At 73.8% G+C, this 17,942-nt stretch carries 15 protein-coding genes; 6 read left to right on the top strand and 9 right to left on the bottom strand.

Annotated features, from left to right (window positions below; translation table 11 throughout):
- Positions 1-11: 11 nt before the first annotated feature.
- A complete protein-coding gene (locus tag ACLQ28_RS22765) occupies positions 12-2,891 on the bottom strand; it encodes a LuxR C-terminal-related transcriptional regulator (RefSeq protein ID WP_425688301.1) in 2,880 nt (959 codons plus the stop codon).
- A gap of 153 nt (positions 2,892-3,044) precedes the next feature.
- On the opposite strand from ACLQ28_RS22765, the gene ACLQ28_RS22760 reads away from it, so the two are divergent.
- The 5 genes from ACLQ28_RS22760 (at position 3,045) to serS (ending at position 8,341) form a co-directional block, all read left to right on the top strand.
- Positions 3,045-3,485 carry a hypothetical protein gene (locus tag ACLQ28_RS22760; protein WP_425688300.1) on the top strand — a complete coding sequence of 147 codons (441 nt, stop codon included), beginning with the start codon at positions 3,045-3,047 and terminating at the stop codon, positions 3,483-3,485.
- Positions 3,482-4,618, top strand: a complete 1,137-nt coding sequence (locus ACLQ28_RS22755; RefSeq protein WP_425688299.1) for an alcohol dehydrogenase catalytic domain-containing protein — start codon at positions 3,482-3,484, stop codon at positions 4,616-4,618. The genes ACLQ28_RS22760 and ACLQ28_RS22755 overlap by 4 nt, the downstream gene beginning before the upstream one ends.
- 50 nt (positions 4,619-4,668) lie before the next feature.
- Entirely contained in the window at positions 4,669-5,853 is a 1,185-nt protein-coding gene (locus tag ACLQ28_RS22750; RefSeq protein ID WP_425688298.1) for a saccharopine dehydrogenase family protein, read from the top strand.
- 25 nt (positions 5,854-5,878) lie between these two features.
- Positions 5,879-6,961 (top strand): MerR family transcriptional regulator, encoded by a 1,083-nt coding sequence (locus ACLQ28_RS22745; RefSeq protein ID WP_425688297.1) that lies wholly within the window; start codon positions 5,879-5,881, stop codon positions 6,959-6,961.
- A gap of 96 nt (positions 6,962-7,057) precedes the next feature.
- Positions 7,058-8,341 carry a serine--tRNA ligase gene (serS, locus tag ACLQ28_RS22740; protein ID WP_425688404.1) on the top strand — a complete coding sequence of 428 codons (1,284 nt, stop codon included), beginning with the start codon at positions 7,058-7,060 and terminating at the stop codon, positions 8,339-8,341.
- Between the two features lie 48 nt (positions 8,342-8,389).
- Here serS and ACLQ28_RS22735 read toward each other — a convergent pair whose 3' ends face one another.
- The 4 genes from ACLQ28_RS22735 to ACLQ28_RS22720 are packed head-to-tail and all read right to left on the bottom strand — an operon-like array spanning position 8,390 to position 13,159.
- On the bottom strand, positions 8,390-9,349 hold the full coding sequence (locus ACLQ28_RS22735) for a cytochrome c biogenesis CcdA family protein (protein ID WP_425688296.1): 960 nt from the start codon (positions 9,347-9,349) through the stop codon (positions 8,390-8,392).
- Positions 9,346-10,032, bottom strand: a complete 687-nt coding sequence (locus ACLQ28_RS22730; protein WP_425688295.1) for a thioredoxin-like domain-containing protein — start codon at positions 10,030-10,032, stop codon at positions 9,346-9,348. The genes ACLQ28_RS22735 and ACLQ28_RS22730 overlap by 4 nt, the downstream gene beginning before the upstream one ends.
- 41 nt (positions 10,033-10,073) lie before the next feature.
- Positions 10,074-11,537 (bottom strand): NADH-ubiquinone oxidoreductase-F iron-sulfur binding region domain-containing protein, encoded by a 1,464-nt coding sequence (locus tag ACLQ28_RS22725; protein WP_425688294.1) that lies wholly within the window; start codon positions 11,535-11,537, stop codon positions 10,074-10,076.
- Positions 11,537-13,159 (bottom strand): hypothetical protein, encoded by a 1,623-nt coding sequence (locus ACLQ28_RS22720; protein ID WP_425688293.1) that lies wholly within the window; start codon positions 13,157-13,159, stop codon positions 11,537-11,539. Before ACLQ28_RS22720 ends, ACLQ28_RS22725 begins: the two co-directional genes overlap by 1 nt.
- A gap of 250 nt (positions 13,160-13,409) precedes the next feature.
- Here ACLQ28_RS22720 and ACLQ28_RS22715 point away from each other — a divergent pair, with 250 nt between their 5' ends.
- Positions 13,410-14,318: a L,D-transpeptidase gene (locus ACLQ28_RS22715; RefSeq protein WP_425688292.1), complete on the top strand. Its 909-nt coding sequence runs from the start codon at positions 13,410-13,412 to the stop codon at positions 14,316-14,318.
- Between the two features lie 25 nt (positions 14,319-14,343).
- Here ACLQ28_RS22715 and ACLQ28_RS22710 read toward each other — a convergent pair whose 3' ends face one another.
- Genes ACLQ28_RS22710 through ACLQ28_RS22695 form a run of 4 tightly spaced genes read right to left on the bottom strand, consistent with a single transcriptional unit; the run spans position 14,344 to position 17,864 of the window.
- Positions 14,344-14,988: a response regulator gene (locus ACLQ28_RS22710; protein ID WP_425688291.1), complete on the bottom strand. Its 645-nt coding sequence runs from the start codon at positions 14,986-14,988 to the stop codon at positions 14,344-14,346.
- Positions 14,985-16,115: a sensor histidine kinase gene (locus ACLQ28_RS22705; protein ID WP_425688290.1), complete on the bottom strand. Its 1,131-nt coding sequence runs from the start codon at positions 16,113-16,115 to the stop codon at positions 14,985-14,987. The genes ACLQ28_RS22710 and ACLQ28_RS22705 overlap by 4 nt, the downstream gene beginning before the upstream one ends.
- Positions 16,116-16,141: 26 nt before the next feature.
- A complete protein-coding gene (locus ACLQ28_RS22700; RefSeq protein ID WP_425688289.1) occupies positions 16,142-16,963 on the bottom strand; it encodes an ABC transporter permease in 822 nt (273 codons plus the stop codon).
- Between the two features lies 1 nt (position 16,964).
- Positions 16,965-17,864, bottom strand: a complete 900-nt coding sequence (locus tag ACLQ28_RS22695) for an ABC transporter ATP-binding protein (protein WP_425688288.1) — start codon at positions 17,862-17,864, stop codon at positions 16,965-16,967.
- Between the last annotated feature and the right edge of the window lie 78 nt (positions 17,865-17,942).

The following is a 17,942-nucleotide window of genomic DNA, read 5'->3' as shown; positions in this document are numbered from 1 at the left end:
CACCATCCTGCTCAGATCAGCCGCAACTCGCGCGCCCGCCGGACCGCCTCGCGCCGGCGGGTCGCGTCGAGTTTGCGGTAGATGTTGCGGACGTGGGTCTTCACCGTGTTGACCGAGACGGACAGCTCACTGGCGATCTCCACGTTGGACAGGATGCTCTGCAGGTAGCGCAGGATGGTCAGCTCCCGCTCGGTGAGCGGCTCGTCGAGCGTGCCCCTCGGCTCGGCGGCGGGCCGGATGGTGCTCTTCCCGGCCCCCCGCACCAGGTCACTGACCAGCGCGAAGTGTGCGGTGCCCGTGTCCAGGTGCGCGGCCAGCAGATCCCGGACCGCCGGTTCCGCGCGGGTGAAGGCCCTCCGGCAGCCCTGCGGGCCGGCCAGATCCAGCACCTGCTCCAGGATCCGACCTGCCCGACGACCATCCCCGGCCCGCTCGGCCAGCACCGCGTCGAGCAGGCCCGCGTCGAGGCGTACCGGGAGGGGCCAGGCGCCGGCCGCTGGTGTCTGCCACCCCGGCAGGGTTCGCCCGGCGGCGGCGGCGTCGCCAGCCAGCATCTCCACCTTCGCCAGCGCCACCGCCAGCGCCGGGTCGGTCCCGTCGACGGCGGTGTCGCCGAGCAGCTCGCGGGCGGCATCCAGGTCGCTCCGCTCAGCACGCAGTCCGGCCTCGGCGGCCCGCAGCAGGCCGGTCAGCTCGGCGGCGGACGGCCGGTCGACCAGCGCCTCCCGTGCCCGGACAAGCAGTCGTTGGCCGGCCGCTGGATCGCCGGAGTCGCGGTGCAGCTGCGCCCGGCACAGTGCCGCCACCGCCATCGCCACCGGCTCAGCGGAGGCAGCGGCAAGACAACCGTCGCCGGTATCCGGCTCCGAGCTGCCGACCCAGCCGCCGCCGACACCGAGTGCCGGGCCGGCGAGGGCGAGGTTCGCCGAAGCCTCCTCGGGCTGGTCACGCAGCAGCGCCACCAGGGCCAGGGCCAGGTACGCGTAGGCGCAGTCGAGCCGACAGGACCAGCCCCGACAGGGCGGCATGCCCAGCGCGTCCCGGGCTGCCTGCTCAGCTGCCCGCAGCTCACCGCGCACGGCGAGCAGCAGGGCGGCGCGGCTGGCACCGACCAGCTCCGTACGCGGCCGGCCAGCCTCCCGAGCCGCCGCCCGGGCGCGGACGAACCGGGCGGCCGGCAGCGCGCCGTCAGCCAACTCGACAAGCCCCAGCGCGGTGCCGGCGAACGCCCGCAGGTCCGCGTCATCGGCGGCGCCACCGCCACCGGCCGTTGGAGCGGAACTGGCCACCCCCGGTGGCGCGGAGTCCGGCAGTCGCGTCGGCGTGGCCCCCGCCGGGCGGGTCCGCAGCAGCCGGGCAGCGGCGGCCCGGACCTCCGTCGAGTCGTCGGCGAGCCGGGCCACGGTCAACTCCAGCGCGGTGACCAACCGCAGGAACCGGTCCCGGCGCGGCACCGGCAGGCCCGCCGCGTGCCCGGCGGCGGCACGTAGGTAGCTGGTGGCGGCCGGAAGGTCGCCGGTGTACGCGCGCTCAGCGGCGTACGCCAACGCCACCTCAGGGTCGGCGCGGATCACAGGCGTCGGCGGGGGCCCGGGTGCCGGGGCGTGCACCGGGTCGCGGTCGTACCGGGTCAGCTCCGGCCAGTGCGCGACGAACAGGTCGCCGGCCAGGTCCCACCGGCCGGCGGCGAGCGCGTGCCGCAAACCGTCGGCGGGCCGGCCGTCGCCCGCGTACCAGTCGGCCGCCCGTACGTGCAGTTCGCGCAGCTCGTCGCCGGGCAGCCGGGCCAGGTCGGCACGGAGCAGATCGGCGAGCAGGGGGTCGCAGCGGTACCAGGGCGGGCGGGTGTCCTCCCGGTGCAGCAGACCACCGGTCCCGGCCAGGTCGGCCAGCGCCTGCCCGGCGTCGGCACGGCCGGTCAGCGCCTCGGCCAGGTCAGCGCACACGTTTTCGACGAGGGCGGTACGGCGCAGCAGGTCCACCTGGGCCGGGTCGAGCGTCGCGAGGATCTCCTCGTGCAGGTAACCGGCGATCTCCGGTTGGTCGCCACCGAACTGCCCCACCCAGCGCTCCGGGTCGGGTTGCCCGCGTACCGCCAGGGCGGCGATGCGCAGCGCGGCCGGCCAGCCGCCGGTGCGCTCGCGCAGTCTCCGCACGGCCGCCGCCGGCAGGGCCGCGCCGTGCGCGGTGAGCAGGTCGGCGACTTCGTCGTCGGTGAACGCCAGCTCGTCCGGGCCGATCTCGGTCAGCTCGCCGGCGAGACGAAGCCGGTGCAGGGGCAGGTGCAGCCCGGCTCGCGCCCCGATCACCAGACGTAACCGCTGCCCGGCGTGCCGCAGCAGGAACTCCAAGCCGGTCAGCGCCGCCGGGTCGGCGACCCGGTGCAGGTCGTCCACGATCAGCAGCACCGGCCGGTCGGCGGCGGCGAGCGTGGCCGCCAGCGACTCCAGTTGGTCGGGGCGCGGCGGCCGGTCGGGCACCGGGCCGCCTTCCGCCGATCCGGTCGCCGACCGCAGCGCCGCCGCGAGGTACGCCCAGAGCCGGTCGCCGTCGTCGCCGATCTCCACCGACACCCAGGCGGACACCGGACTGGCCTCGGGCACGACCGGCAGTTGGCCGGAGTCGGGCACGACCGCGCCCTGCTCGGCCTCGGGCGAGCCGCCGGCCAGCCGCACCCAGGTGGCGAGAAGCGTGGTCTTGCCCCAACCAGCGGGGGCGGCGACCAGGGTGACGGGGCCCGCACCGGCCTCGTCCAACCAGCGCAGCAGTCGCGGGCGGGCCACCACCGGCTCCGGTGGCACGGCCGGAGTCAGCCGGGACGCCAGCAGCGGTGACTCCACCGGGTGCTCCGGTGCCGTCTCGACCCGTACCCGATTCTGCTGTGCTGCCACTCAGCTCCACCCCCACCACACGTTCCGCCCCCGGTCGGCGAGCGGTTACCCGACGCGGGCCGGTTCACCCCTTCCGGGCGAGCACGCTTCACCCGACCGCGACCGACGATCGGAGGACGTGAACCGGGAGGACGAGTGGGACGGGTGGGACCGATGGGACGGCTGGCTCGGGCGGGACCCGCTCTCGGCAGCGCGGCGCTGACCGGGGCGGTGCGGTTGCTGCGCGTACCCCGGTGGCGCGGCCGGACCGGCGCGGACGGCGAACCTTCCGCGCCGGCCCGGTGGGAGGTCGTGACTGTCGACCGGCCGCCGGAGCAGGTGCTTCCCGGTGGCCGCTGGCCCGAGCCGCTGCGCCGCCTGGGCGGCGCGGTCGAGGTGCGGGTGCGGCCTGCGCCCGGCGACCGGGGTACCGAGTTGGCCGCCCGGCCGCTGGCCGGCGCCACTCCGCCCGCCGGGCTGGCCGCGCACCTGGTCGGCGACGATCCCGCTCTGCTGGTCCGCCGGACGCTGCGCCAGGTCAAGCAGCGTGTGGAGGCCGGCGAGGTGCTGCGCGCGGACCGCTCCGCGCTGGACCGTCGGGAGGTCCACGGGTGAGGGCGCTGTGCTGGGTGGCCGCCGACGAGCTGGCGGTACGCGAGGTCCCCGACCCGGAGCTGCGCAACGAGCGTGACGTCATCGTCCGGGTACGCCGCAGTGCCACCTGCGGCGGGGACCTGCCGCTGCTGGCCGGCCGGGATCCGCTGCTGCGGGCCGGCGACGTGCTCGGGGCCGAGTTCCTGGGCGAGGTGGTCGAGGTCGGCCCCGAGGTCCGCCGGCACCGGACCGGCGACCGCGTGGTCGTCGGCGCGAGCGTCGCCTGCGGTGGCTGCTGGTACTGCCGCCAGGGCCTGCACTCCTGCTGCGACAACGCCCACGCCGACCCGGCGAGCGTCGACCCGGACTGGGGGCGCTCGGACGCGGGCTGCTTCGGCCGGCCCCGAGCGGCGGGCGGCTTCGCGGGCGGTCATGCCGAGTACGTGCGGGTGCCGTACGCCGACGTGGGCGCGTTCGGAGTGCCGGACGCGGTCGACGACGACCGGGCGCTGTTCGCCGCCGACGCGGCACCGACCGGGTGGCTGGCCGCCGAGTTGGGTGCGGTGCGGCCCGGCGACGTGGTGGCGATCTGGGGCGCCGGGGCGGTGGGCCAGTTGACCGCCCGCGCGGCGGTTATACGCGGTGCCGCCCGGGTGCTGGTGGTGGACCGGCATGAGGATCGGTTGCGGATGGCCGAGCGGCACGCCGGCGCGGAGCCGCTGGACTACCGCCGCACCGACGTCGCGGCCGAGTTGCGCGACCGCAGCGGTGGGCGCGGGCCGGACGTGTGCGTGGTCGCGGTCGGCACGCCGCCGCCCGAACGTTTCGGAGGCCGATCCGCCGACCGGCCGGACGCGACTCGTGAGGCCGTGCACGCCTGCCGCAAGGGCGGTGTGGTGGTGGTGCTCGGCGCGACCGACGGGTTCGTCGACGCGTTCCCGCTCGGCGCGTTGACCAATCGGCGGCTCACACTGCGCGGTGCCCGTCGGCCGGACCTGCGGGACGTGCCGATGCTGCTGGACCGGATGGCCCGCGGCGAGCTGTGCACCGAACACCTCGCCACCCATCGACTGCCGTTGGAGCACGGCCCACAGGGGTACGCGCTGTTCCGGGATCGGGCCGACGGCTGTGTACGAGCCGTGTTCACGCCCTGACGCCCTGCTCGTGATCATTCATCGGCGCACGCGGATGGCAGACTCTGGTGATGGCTGGGGAACGAACGTACGACGTAGTGCTGTTCGGAGCGACCGGGTTCACCGGAGGCCTGACCGCCGAATACCTGGCCCGACACGCGCCGGCCGGACTGCGTTGGGCGCTGGCCGGGCGCAACCCGGACCGCCTCGCCGCCGTACGGGGTCGGCTCGCCGTGATCGACCCGACGTTGGCCGACCTGCCGCTGCTCACCGCCGACGTGACCGACGCCGACTCGCTGCGCGTGGTGGCGGAGGCCGCCCGGGTGGTGGCAAGCACTGTCGGCCCGTACGTCCACCACGGTGAGCCGCTCGTCGCGGCCTGCGCAGCGGCCGGCACCGATTATCTGGACATCACCGGCGAGTCGGAGTTCGTCGACCTGATGTACGTGCGCCACCACGCCGAGGCGACCCGCACCGGTGCGCGGCTGGTGCACGCCTGCGGGTTCGACTCCATCCCGCACGACCTGGGCGCGTGGTTCACCGTCAAGCAACTGCCCGCCGACCAGCCGATCACCGTGGACGGTTACGTGCGCGCCGGTGGCCGTTTCTCCGCCGGCACGTACCATTCCGCGCTCACCGCGTTCTCCCGCACCGGGCAGGCCAGCCAGGCCGCCCGGGAGCGCCGAGCTGTCGAATCGCGCCCCACCGACCGCCGGGTCCGTGCGATGGCCGGCCGGCTGGCCCGCTCAGCGGAGCTGGGCATCTGGACCGTGCCGCTGCCGACCATCGACCCGCAGGTGATCCGCCGCTCGGCGGCGGCCCGCCCGGAGTACGGCCCGGACTTCCGTTACCGGCACTTCGCCGCCGTGAAGCGGCTGCCCACCCTGCTGGCCGGCGCAGTCGGGCTCGGCGCGCTGATCGGGCTGGTGAAGCTGCCGCCCAGCCGACGCTGGCTGCTCGGTCGACTCGCCTCCGGGCAGGGGCCCACCGCGCAGCAGCGGGCGGCGTCCTGGTTCCGGGTCCGGTTCGTCGGCACCGGCGGCGGGCAGCGGGTCGTCACCGAGGTCGCCGGCGGTGACCCGGGTTACGACGAGACGGCGAAGATGCTCGGCGAGTCGGCGCTCTGCCTGGCGCTCGACGAGCTGCCGCCGACCGCCGGGCAGGTCACCCCGGTCGTCGCGATGGGTGACGCGCTGCTCGACCGGCTCATCCGGGCCGGGCTCACCTTCCGGGTGCTCAAGCAGGTCTCGGCTTGACCCTCGACCGGGTCGAGGGGGCAGGATGCCCAGCGTGAGCGACCTGCACAGCATCGGCGAGCTGGCCCGGGCCAGCGGCCTGACCGTCAGCGCGTTGCGCTTCTACGACTCGGCGGGGGTGCTGGAGCCGGCCCTGGTCGACCCGGTGACCGGCTACCGCTGGTACACCGAGGAGCAGATCACCCCGGCCCGGTTGGTGGCTGGGCTACGCCGGATCGGCATGCCGGTGCCGGAGATCGCCGCCGCGGTACGCGCCGAGCCGGCGGCGGTGCACCAACTCCTCGACACGCAGCTGCGTCGGCTGGTGGACGGGCTCGCCGACGCCCGCCGCGAGGTTGCCCGGCTTCGGGCCCTGGTGGACCCGGCCCAGCCCGTCACCACCATGCTGCTGCTCTCCCCCGCCGGCCTGGCCGCCGCGCTGGACGCGGTCCGCTTCGCCGTCAGCACCGACCCGGAGCTGCCGATGCTCTCCGGTGTGCTCCTCGACGTGGAGCCCGACGGCGTCCGACTCGTCGCCACCGACCGGCACCGGCTCGCATTGGCCCGGGCCGGGGCGGACGTCGACGGCCCGCCGGTGCGGGTGTTCGTACCCGTGGCCCTCATCGATCAGCTCCGGACACTGCTCGACGCCGCCGACCCCCGACCGGTGCAGCTGACCGTCGCGGGCGCGGACCTGCGGGTAATGGTGGCCGGCCGGACGCTGACCGGCACCGCCCTGCCGTCCGACTTCCCGGACTACCGTCGGCTGCTGCGCGAGGCCGTCGGTGACCGGCCGACAGCTCGCCGCATCCCGGTGGACGTGGCCGCGCTGAGCGCCGCGCTGGCCGACCCGGCGGCGCCCACGGTCGCCCGCGACCACGGTGGGAAACCGCTGGCGGTCACCGTGCTCGGCCTCGACGACCAGGGCGGCCTGTGCCTGCTCCCCACCGCCGACCTGAGCACCGACGAGCTGCGGGTCGGGGTGGACGGTGGCTACCTGCTGGACGCGTTGAACGCGGCCGGCGCGCCGCAGCTGGTGTTGGAGCTGGACGGACCGATCGCCCCGCTGGCCGTACGCCGCCCGGATGACGCGGACACCTACTCGGTGCTCATGCCGATCCGGCTCTGAGCCGGCGGCCAGCACTCCCCGTCCCGGGACGAAAAGCCCGCGACGGTAGCATCGGGTGGTCCACCTGTGACCCCGGACGGAGGCGTACGGAGCAGCATGCTCGACATGGAGTTGATCCGGAAGGATCGCGAGGCGGTGGCGACCGCGCTGGCGAAGCGTCTGGATCCCGCCGAGGTCACCCGTGCCCTGGACGAGATCCAGCGGCTCGACCAGGAACGACGCGCCCTGATCACGGAGATCGACGCCGATCGGCAGCGCCGCAAGGCGGAGGCGCGGGCGTACGCGGAGGCGAAGCGCGCCGGCCGGGAGCCGGACGTCGTCGCGCCCGAGGCCGGCCGCAAGCAGCTCTCCGAGCTGGAGTCCGAGCTGAACGAGGTGCAGTCCCGGCTGCGCACCGCGATGAGCGAGCTGCCCAACCTGCCCGCCGAGGATGTCGTCGCCGGCGGCAAGGAAGCCAACCGGGTCGTCAAGACCTTCGGTGAACCGCCGGTGATCGAGAAGGTCCGCGACCACGTGGAGCTGTCGCGGATGCTCGGTCTCGTCGACCACGAGCGCGGCGTGAAGCTCGGCGGCTCCGGCTTCTGGATGTACACGGGGATGGGTGCCCGGCTGGAGTGGGCGCTGCTCAACTTCCTCATCGACGAGAACGTCAAGGCCGGCTACGAGTTTCTGCTGCCGCCACACCTGCTGCTCGACACGGCCGGCTTCGCCGCCGGGCAGTTCCCGAAGTTCTACGACGACGTCTACCACCTGGACTCGGAGTCCGCCCCGCGCGGGCAGTTCCTGCTGCCCACCTCGGAGACGGCGATCCTCGGCGCGTACCAGGACGAGATCCTGGAGACCCCGAAGCTGCCGCTGAAGCGTTTCGCGTACACGCCGTGCTACCGCCGGGAGGCGGCCGGCTCACATTCGGACGAGCGCGGCACCGTGCGGGGCCACCAGTTCAACAAGGTGGAGATCTTCCAGTTCACGTTGCCCGAGCAGGCGGAAGCGGCGCTGGAGGAGATGGTCACCCACGCCGAGAGCCTGGTGGAGAAGCTGGGGCTGCACTACCAGCGCAGCCTGCTGTCGGCCGGCGACGCCAGCGCCGCCATGCGCAAGACCCTCGACATCGAGGTGTGGATGCCGAGCATGGACAAGTACAAGGAGGTGTCGTCGGTCTCCTGGGGCGGCGACTACCAGGCACGCCGGGCGGCGATCCGCTACCGCGAGCCGGGCGGCAAGCAGACCCGCTTCGTGCACACGCTCAACGGCTCAGCGCTGGCCACGAGCCGGCTCTTCCCGGCGATCCTTGAGCAGAATCAGCAGGCCGACGGCAGTGTCCTGATCCCCAAGGTCCTCCAAGACCGCCTCGGCACGGACCGCCTAACCCCGCGCTAACCCAGCCCTCCCACCCCGCGCTAGCTAGCCCCGCCCTCCCACCCCGCGCTAACCCCGCCCCTCACCCCCGCGATCTTGCAGTTCCTGTCGCCGAAATGGGCCGCTCTGCGGCTTTTGCCGCGACAGTAAGTGCAAGATCGCGGGGAGGGTGGGGCGGGGAGGGTGGGGCGGGTGGGGCGGGGGCGGGGTGGGGTGGGGGCGGCGGATTAGGGCTGCTGTCAGTAGGAGGGTTGCTAGGGCGGCTAGCAGTGCCGTTGGGTTCAGGGTGTCGGCCAGGGCGTGTTGCAGCTGGGAAGCTGCTCGGATGACCGGGTCGTGCAGGGCGTCTCGGCGACCGGCGGCCAGCCGCAACTCGTACCAGCCGTACCAGGCGACGTAACCTCCGGCGAGCAGCAGCACCAGGCCGCTGAGGCGGGGCACCAACGCGCCGGCGACACGCAGCCGGGCCACCAGACCGTCGCGCAACAGCGCCACCCCGAGCGCGGCGACCGCGACCACCAGACCCATCCCGACGGCGTACGCGCCGAACAGCGCCAACCCGCGGCCGGTCGAGCCGGCCTGGAGGCTGGTCACCACGATGGCCAGGAACGGCGCGATGGCGCAGCCGAGCGACGCCAGCGCGTACGCCGCGCCGAACAGCGTCATCGACGGCCAGGAGCGCGTGAGGCGGGGCGCCCGGGCGGACCAGCCGGGAGCGGGCAGTCGCCGGCCGGCGAGCAGCCAACAGCCGGCCACCACCAGCAGCACGCCGAGCGCCACGGTCAGCCACGGCAGCCGGGGCCGCAGCCAGCCGGCCAGCGGCGCGAGCGCCAGGCCGAACGCGCCGAAGACCACCACGTACCCCAGGGTCAGCCCGGCCGCCGCGGTGAGCGCGCGGCCGACCGCGCCGCGGGTGTCCGACGCCCCGGCGACCAACAGCGAGAGGTACGCGGGCAGCAACGCGAAGCCGCACGGGTTGACCGCTGCGAGCATGCCTGCGGTCAGCGCGAGCAGCAGGGGGCCGGTCACGCCTCGGCCAGCGCGGCGACCCGGGCGGTCAGCGCCTCGCCGTCGAGGAAGCCCTGCTGGATCACCTTGCCGTCCCGGTCGATGATCACGAAGATGCTCTGCTCGGTCACCTTGAACCGACGCCAGAGCACGCCAGCGCGGTCGTCGATCTGTGGCATCTCGGCAAGGTCGAACTCGGTGACGAACTCCTTCATGGCCGCTTGCTCGCCAAGCCCGGCGACGCCGACGATCGGCACGGTGTCCCGGTATCGGGGCGCGACCTCGGCCACCGTCCAGGCCTGGCTGGCGCAGGTGGCGCACCACGGCGCCCAGAACCACAGCACCACGGGCCGGCCGGCGAGCTGCGCCGCGTCGAACCCGGCACCGGTGAGGGTGGTCCCGGTGAAGCGCAGAATGTCCGGGACCTTCGCCGGGGCGGCGCTCGGGGTGGCGGTGGCCGGCGCGGCGGCGGTGCTGGCCGGTCCGGTGCTGGACGGTCCGGTGCTGGACGGCGCAGTGCTGGCCGGCGCGGTGCTGGCCGGTGCGGTGCCGGCCGGTGCGGTGCCGGTGACCGCCAGTGGCGGGTTGGTCGTGCCGGTGCAGGAGACCGCGCCGAGCAGAGCGGCGGCCAGCGCCGCAGCGGTGCCGGCCCGTCGGGCCACACCAACCCTGGACTGTCGCCTCCGTGCGTGCCACCTGCGCATCCGCGTCTCCGTTCGACAGTTGTCGGGGAAGGTGCTCTCCCCTACTCGGCCTTGGCGAGTCGGAGGGCCAGCTCCGGGCACACCTTGACCGCCTTCAGCGCACCTTCCCGCAGCCAGGTCGGCACGGGGGTGGGCGGGAAGGCGGGATATCCGTTGGCGTCGAGCCGGATGAAGTCCGGTACGACGTGCGCGCAGAGCCCGTGCCCGTCGCAGCGTGACCAGTCCAGGGTGAGCTTCTGCGGGTTGGCATCGGGTGCGCCGGGCAACCCCATCACGCCCTTGACCCGCCGGCCGCAGCCGTCGCCGGTGCTGTGCATCCGCAGGTCCTCGGTGAAGACCTCGATCGCGGAGAGCGCGAACCGGGCGGTGCCGTCCGGGTGGCTGCACGCGCCCCGGCCCTTCACCTCGCCGGCGGCGGCCCGCACCACGTCGGCCGGTTGACTGCCGGCGACGGCCAGGTCGACGGCGCGGGCCAGGTCCGGCAGGCCCATCTTGCACGGCCCGCACTGGCCGGCGGACTCACCGGCGAGATAGCGCACCACCTGGGCGGCCTCGCCGAGCGGGCAGGTGTCGACACCGAGCGGGACGATGATGCCCGCGCCGAGGGTGCCACCCACCGCGGCCAGGCCCCTGCGGGAGACCTCGGCCTTCTCCGCCGCCTCCGGCGTGATCCATTTGCCGTGGTAGCCGCCCATCAGGATGCCCTGGATGTCCGGGACCTCGCACAGGTCGAGGACATCGCGCAGCGGCATCCCGGCGGTGCACTCCACCACGGCCGGTCGGCCCGCCGCGCCGGTCACGGTGAGCAGTACGGTGCCCGGCTCGTCGTCGGTGCCGAGCGCCGCGTACTCGTACGGGCCGAGTCGCGCCCCGACGGCGAGTTGGGCGTACGTCTCGGCGTTGGACAGCAGGGTGGGCAGGCCGCTGACACCGGAGTCGCTGGAGCGCTTCTTGGTGCCGGGCGGGATGTGCGGCAGCCCGTTGATCCCGTTGACCAGTGCGCCGCCCTCGCCGGAGATGAACCGGTGCGGCACGGTGACGATGGTGGTCGGCACCGGCATTCGGCGCTCTTCGAGGGCCTCCATCAACGAGTCCCGGCCGACCCCGTCGTCGGCCACACCGATCACGATCTCGTCGGCGTCCAGCGCGTACGCGGCCAGCGCCGCGCCGTCCAGGATCAGGTGCGGGGCGCGGGTCAGCAGCACCTTGTCCTTCCAGCTGGCCGGTTCCCCCTCGCTGGCGTTGACCACCACGACGGCGGCGAGGTCCTGCCGTTCGCAGGACTCCAGCACGGCGCGCAGCTTGCGGGCGAACGGGAAACCCGCCCCGCCCTTGCCCTTGAGCTGCATGCCCTCGGCGAGCCGGAGCAGTTGGGCCGGCTCCATCGGGCCGATGGGGCCGTGCACCTCCTCGTGCGCGGCCAGGTCGAGTCGGCCGTACTCGGCGAAGCCGGCGGTGAGCCGGGGCTCGCCCACGCAGGCGACCGGTGGCACGGCTGTCCGCATCACTTCGCCTCACCCCGCAGCCCGGCCCAGTACGCCCCGTCCACCGCGTCGGCGCTGGCCTTGCGGCGCTTGGCCGACCGGCCCTCGCCGGCTGCCCGCCGTGCGCGCCGGGACGCCAGGTCGACCAGGGTCGGGGTGTCGTCGACGGGCGATGGCACCTCTTCCGGCACGTATCGGGCCGGCGGGCGCCAGTAGTCCGGCTCCTCCGGCAGGTCGTCCTCGACGCTGTGCCGGCCGCTGCCACTGCGTGGCGCCGCCGAGATCGGGCCGGCGGAGATCGGCTCGGCGGAGACCGGGCCTGCCGAGATCGGCTGGGCGTCCTGCCACCGGCGCGGGCTGTCCCACGGCTCCTCGGGCTCGACCGGCTGTGGCGGCGCCGAGTACCGGCTGCCGTCGTCCTCGCTGCGGGACCGGCGGTTGGATCGTTCGGCGGCCGGTTCCTCGGCGCGTCGCCGCCGGGTCGGAGCAGCCTCGTCCCGGGTACGCGAACGCCGCCGGGTCACCGGTTCCAATTCCTCCTCGTCGCGCCGCCGAACGACGGTCTCCTCCGCGCTGCGGCGCGTCGACCGGCGGGTCGCGGCCTCGGTCTCGTCGCGGCGGCCGCGCGACGGCCGATCGGTGTCGCGGCGGGCCGCTGGCTCTTCCACCCGCTGGCGTCGACTGGGCCGGGTCGGCTCGGCGAGCGAGCCGGGCTCGGGCACCACCGGGACGGTGAACCGTTCGGGGTCGCGCCGCGCGGCCCACGTGGCGGTGGTGGTGTCGGCCCAGGCGGGCCGCTTGTCCGCGTCGGAGCTGCGGCGTCGGCTCAGCCCGGCCAGCGTCGATCGGCCACGGGCCGCCTCACCGGCCCGGCCGGCCAACGCCGCGTTGCGCACCGCGGCCTGGTGCTGCTCGCGGCTGCGCCGTCCGACGGCGACCGAGAACCGAACCAGCAGGGCCAGCACCACCAGCAGGATGCAGCCGAGGTAGCTGAGCACCACCCAGGACTTCGCGGCCCGACCGGCGTTGAGGCCGTGCAGCACGGCGAACGGCCAGGCCAGGTACGCGGTGGAGTGCAGGGTGCGCCACAGCCACTTCGGACCGACGCCGGCAAAGCGGGCCCGGATGATGCCGGTCCAGATCACGCTGACCATCAGCAGGGCGGCCACCGTGCCGAGCCCGACGTAGAGCCCTCGGCCGCCGACGAACGGCACCAGCGCGTCGGTCGCCGCCGCCCGCCCGGTTGCGATCTTGGTGAGTACGTGGAAACCGAGCCCGGCCAGGCCCAGCACGCCGGTGGCCCGGTGCGCCGACTGCATCAGCACCCGGTGCGAGATGCGCAGCACCAGCCGGTCGGTGGCGAGCAGGCCCAGCATCACGGTGAGGCTCAACGCCACCAGGGAGACCACCCCGGCGAAGAACTCGGTGAAGAAGAAGCCGTACGCGTACGCCTTCTGGCCGGCGCCGGTCAGCATGATCGCCGCCCATAGCGCGGCGAGCACCGACGCGATCAGCAGGGCGGTCGCCGACCGCGACGGGGTGCGTACCCCCCGACTGCTGGCGCTGGTCCGGACGGTGGCCGCCTTCTGGTCCTGCTGTGCCCGGGCCATCTGCTCCTCGATCGTCTCGCGGCGGCGTACCACCGGCCGACCCCTGCTCCCCCATCCAGTACGGACCGGCGGGGCGTGCGGATCACCCGTCGCCGGAAATTTCTGGGCCGAAATCGAACCGAGTGGCGGTGGCGTGCGTTGTGCCTGCCTCCACCCACCGAACTGCGGTGGCGATCCACATCGGCGAGCCCGAGTCTGACCACCGCAGGGAAGGCACCCCTGTTGTCGCTTTTCGTCTGGCAGGGGCGCCTTCCTGACAACACAAGTCGGATACAGTGGATTCGTGCGCTTTGACCGAATGTCCCCGTACCGCCGCCGTGGTGTCTGGGTTGGCACCGCCATCGCCGTAGCCGCACTGCTGGTGGCCGCACTGCTGGTGGGTCAGGCCCTCACGCCGCAATCGACGAGCCCGGACCGGCAGGTCGCAGCGTCCGATCCGACGCCGAGCACCGTCGAGCAGAGCCCGGAGGAGCCGGTCGCCCCGGCCGCGCCCGCCCCAGCCGGGCTGCCGGTGGTCGACTACGACCCCGCGCCCGGCGGGTTCCCCACGGATCCGGCCACCATGGACACCACCCCACTGACCGAGGGCGCGCACCCGACCAAGCGGATCGCCGCGTACGACGCACCCGGCGGTCGACCGCGAGCCTTCCTCGAACCCACGATCAGCGGTGTCGACCTGACCATGCCGATCGCCGAGCGGCGCGCCGGCTGGACGGCCGTCCTGCTGCCCTCCGCCAACCGGCGGCTCGCCTGGCTGCCCCCCGGCGGGTTCGACACCGTGCCGCTGCGCGACCAGATCGTGGTGGAACGCAAGGTCCACCGACTCACCTGGTACCGGGCCGGCAAGGCGGTGCGCTCCTGGGAGGTCAGCCTCGGCCAGTCGGGGCAGAACACTCCGCTTGGGCGGACCTTCGTCCTGGGCCGCACGCCGCCGCCCGAGGAGGTCTACGGCGGAGTGGACATCTATGCCCTTGGCTCGGTGCCCGACGACCCGGAATCGGTGCCGGACAGTCTGCGCGGCGCGCACATCGGGGTGCACACCTGGCACAACGACGACGAGCTGGGTGAGAACACCACAAACGGTTGCATCCGGCTGACCCGCAGCGGTCAGCGGGAGTTGCTCGCCGAGGTCCGGCCCGGCAGCAGCGTGGTGGTTGTCGACAAGCTGCCCACCCCGCCGCCGACCGCCTGAGCGCGGGCACGCCGGGGCACAACGCTCACTCGCCGAGCAGCCAACCGTTCTGCTCGGCGACCCGGATCGCCTCGGCCCGATTGCGCGCACCGGTCTTGCCGATCGCCGCCGATAGGTGGTTACGGATCGTCCCCTCGGACAGGTGCAGCGCCCCGGCCAGGTCGGCGACCGTGCCGCCGCCCCGAGCCGTCCGCAGCACCTCGGTCTCCCGCTGGGTCAGCGGGCTGACCCCGGCGGCCAGGGTTTCGGCGGCCAGCGTCGGGTCGACCACCCGCAGGCCGACATGCACCCGGCGGACCGCGTCGGCGAGTTGCCGGGCCGGGGTGTCCTTCACCACGAAGCCGCTCGCGCCGGCCTCCATCGCCCGGCGCAGGTAGCCGGGCCGGCCGAAGGTGGTCACCATCAACACCCGGCACGTCGGCAGCGCGGCCCGTAACGCGGCGGCAGCGCCGATCCCGTCCAGACCGGGCATCTCCACGTCCAGGAGGGCAACGTCGGGGGCCGTGCGGCGGGCCTCGGGCACCACCTCGTCGCCTCGGCCGACCTCGGCCACCACGGTCAGGTCCTCCTCCAGCGAGAGCAGCGCGGCCAGCGCGCCCCGGACCAGCGCCTGGTCGTCGGCGAGCAGCAGCCGGATCGAGTGTGGCTGCTCGACGCTGGGGCCGCTCACCGGGCCTCCGCCGGCGCGTGCACCCGGAGCAGGAAGCCACTTCCGTCCGGACGTCGGCCGACGGTCACCACGGCATCCAGCTTCCGTGCCCGCTCACGCAGGCCGACGAGCCCGTGCCCGGCGGCGTCGGGAACGGATGGACCGCGACCGTCGTCGCTCACCTCGACCCGGTCCGACCGCACCCGGATCGTGCAGCACCGCGCCCCACTGTGCCGGACCACGTTTGTCACCCCTTCCCGTACCGCCCAGCCGAACAACCGGTCCCACTCGTCCGGCAGCGCCGGCACCTCGTCAGGCAGATCCGCCGCCATGCCCGCTGCGGCCAGCGCGGTGCGGGCGCCGGCCAGCTCCGCGGCGAGGGTGACCTCGCGGTACGCCCCAACCGTCTGCCGTACGTCCGACAGCGCCGCCCGGGCCAGCGCCTCGACCTCGGCGACCTCGACGGCGGCGCGCTCGGTGTCCACCTCGATCAGCCGGCCGGCCAACTCCGCCTTGATCGCCACCACGGTCAGCGAGTGTCCCAGGATGTCGTGCAGGTCGCGGGCTGTACGGACCCGCTCCTCGGCGACCGCCAGCCGGCGGATCTCCTGCTGGGCGGCCTGCAGCTCACTGTTGCGCTGGGCCAGCCGCGACACACCGAACATGGCAAACGAGGCGAGCAGCACCGCGAAGACGATCGTGCTCTCCGCCTCCCACCCCGGCACCAGCCAGGAAGCCAGCGCGGGGGTCACCGCGCAGACCGCCACGTTGGCCGCCGCCTCCCATGGCGGCAGGAGGAACACCCCGGCCGCGGCGACGTAGACCAGGGTGGCCAGCCAGTCCCCGTCGGCACCCGGGAGGCTGGCCAGGCCCACCGCGATCAGCAGCAGGAGCGCCGCTCGTGCTCGGTGTGCCGGGATCGGCCGCAGTGCCTGGCGCAGCCCGCGAGCCCACTGGAACAGCAGCACGTAGCCGAGGCCGAAGACAAGCAGGGCCGTCACGCCGACGATCCGTCGCCAGAGCTGCGGCTGGTGCAGCGAGGTAATGATCGGCACGTTGAGGAAGATCAGCCACACCGCAGCCAGCAGCCAGCCGGTGAACCGCCAGTGGCGGCTCGCCGGCCGAGACTGCCCTGATGAGAGGTCCATCGGGCTCACGCTAGCTGTCGCGGTGGTCAGACCCGCGCGGTGTCCCGGCGGAACAGCCGCGCCGCACCGACACCGAAGATCAGTGCCCAGACGGCGACATTGGCCACCGCCCCCATGCTCAGTCCCTCGCCGACCAGCGTGGAGCGGGCCAGCACACCCACGCCGTACACCGGGGTGAACTTCGCGACCTGCTGAAGCACGTCCGGCAGCACCTCGACCGGGACGAACAGCCCGCCGAACATGGCCAGCACGGCCAGGACCGGGCCGATGATCTGCATGACGTTCTCGGCCGGCGCCAGGTAGCCGATGAAGAGACCGAACGCGGCGAAGACCAGCGAGCCGATCCAGGCGGCGAGCCCGGACACCAGCCAGATGTACGCCGGAATGCGAACGCCCGCTGCGGCACCGACGGCGAACTCGACGACGATCGCGAGCAGACCGAGGCTCATCGCGGTGATCAGCTTGGTGGCCACGTACGCCGTCGGGCGCAGCGGGGTGAGCCGCAACTGTCGGCTCCAGCCCAGCGCCCGCTCGGTGGCCACCGCGCCACCGACACTTGTCGTCGCCACCATGGCCGCGTACACGGCCAGGCTGATCATGACGTACGCCGTCACCGGACGGCCGTTGTCCAATGACTGCCCGCCCTGCGGCAGGCCGAAGATGAGGAAGAAGACGGCCGGCATGATCAGCGTGAAGGCGAGGGTGCGGCGGTTGCGCAGCACCCGGCGCAGCTCGATGCGCAGGACGCCCATCGAGAACCCGCCCAGGGCCGGCAACCGACGGTCCGGCTCAGTGGCACGAGTCGCGGTGGGGGTGGAGGAGGTGGAGGTGGAGGTGGAGGTGGTCATCTCAGGCTCCGGTGTGCGCGGTGGTCAGGGCGAGGAAGGCGTCCTCGAGGTTGCGGGAGGTGATCTCCACGTCCCGGGCGTCGGTCCGGGTGAGCAGGTGCCGGGCGATCGCGTCAGAGTCGCTGGTACGCACCAGCACGCTGTCGCCGCGTACCTCCACGGCGTCCACGCCGGGCAGCGCCGCCAGCGCGGCCTGGTCGGCGCCGGGCAGGGTGGCCCGCACCGTACGGCCGGCGGCCAGGTTCTTGATCTCCGCGGTGGTGCCGTCGGCGACGATGCGCCCCTGCCGGACCAGCACGATCCGGTCGGCGTACGCGTCCGCCTCGTCCAGGTAGTGGGTGGCGAAGATGACGGTCCGACCGCGCCGGGCGTCACGGCGCAGAGCCTGCCAGAAGTCCCGCCGGCCCTCGACGTCCATGCCTGTCGTCGGCTCGTCGAGCACCATCAGGTCCGGGTCGGGCAGCAGGGCCAGCGCGAAGCGCAGTCGCTGCTGCTGGCCGCCGGAGCAGCGCCCGACCACCCGGCCTGCGATGTCGGAGATGCCGGCCCGCTCCAGCACCTCGGCGGTCGGGCGGGTGTGCCGGTAGAAGTGCGAGGTCATCTCGACCGTCTCGCCCACCGTCAGGTCCTTGAGCAACCCACCGGTCTGCAGGACGGCGGCGACCCGGCCCCGGGCCACCGCGTTGTCGGGGGTGCCACCGAGGACGCGGACGGTGCCCGCGTCCGGGCGGGCCAACCCGAGCAGCATGTCGATGGTGGTGGTCTTGCCCGCCCCGTTGGGGCCGAGGAAGGCCACTACCTCGCCGGGCTGCACCCGCAGGCTCAACCCGTTGACCGCGGTGACCGCGCCGAAGGTCTTGGTGAGGCCGTCCAACTCGACAGCCGGATACGAACTGGTCATGTTGATGATGCTCCGGCCTGACGTACCCCGATGTCTGGAGCGGCCGTCACGCCCCGGCCATGACATTTGTCAGGGGCC

The sequence above is a fragment of the Micromonospora sp. DT201 genome (assembly GCF_049841575.1).
Taxonomy (GTDB): Bacteria; Actinomycetota; Actinomycetes; order Mycobacteriales; family Micromonosporaceae; genus Micromonospora.
The sequence above is the reverse complement of the archived record's forward strand: the minus strand, read 5'-3'. Positions and strand labels throughout refer to the sequence as shown.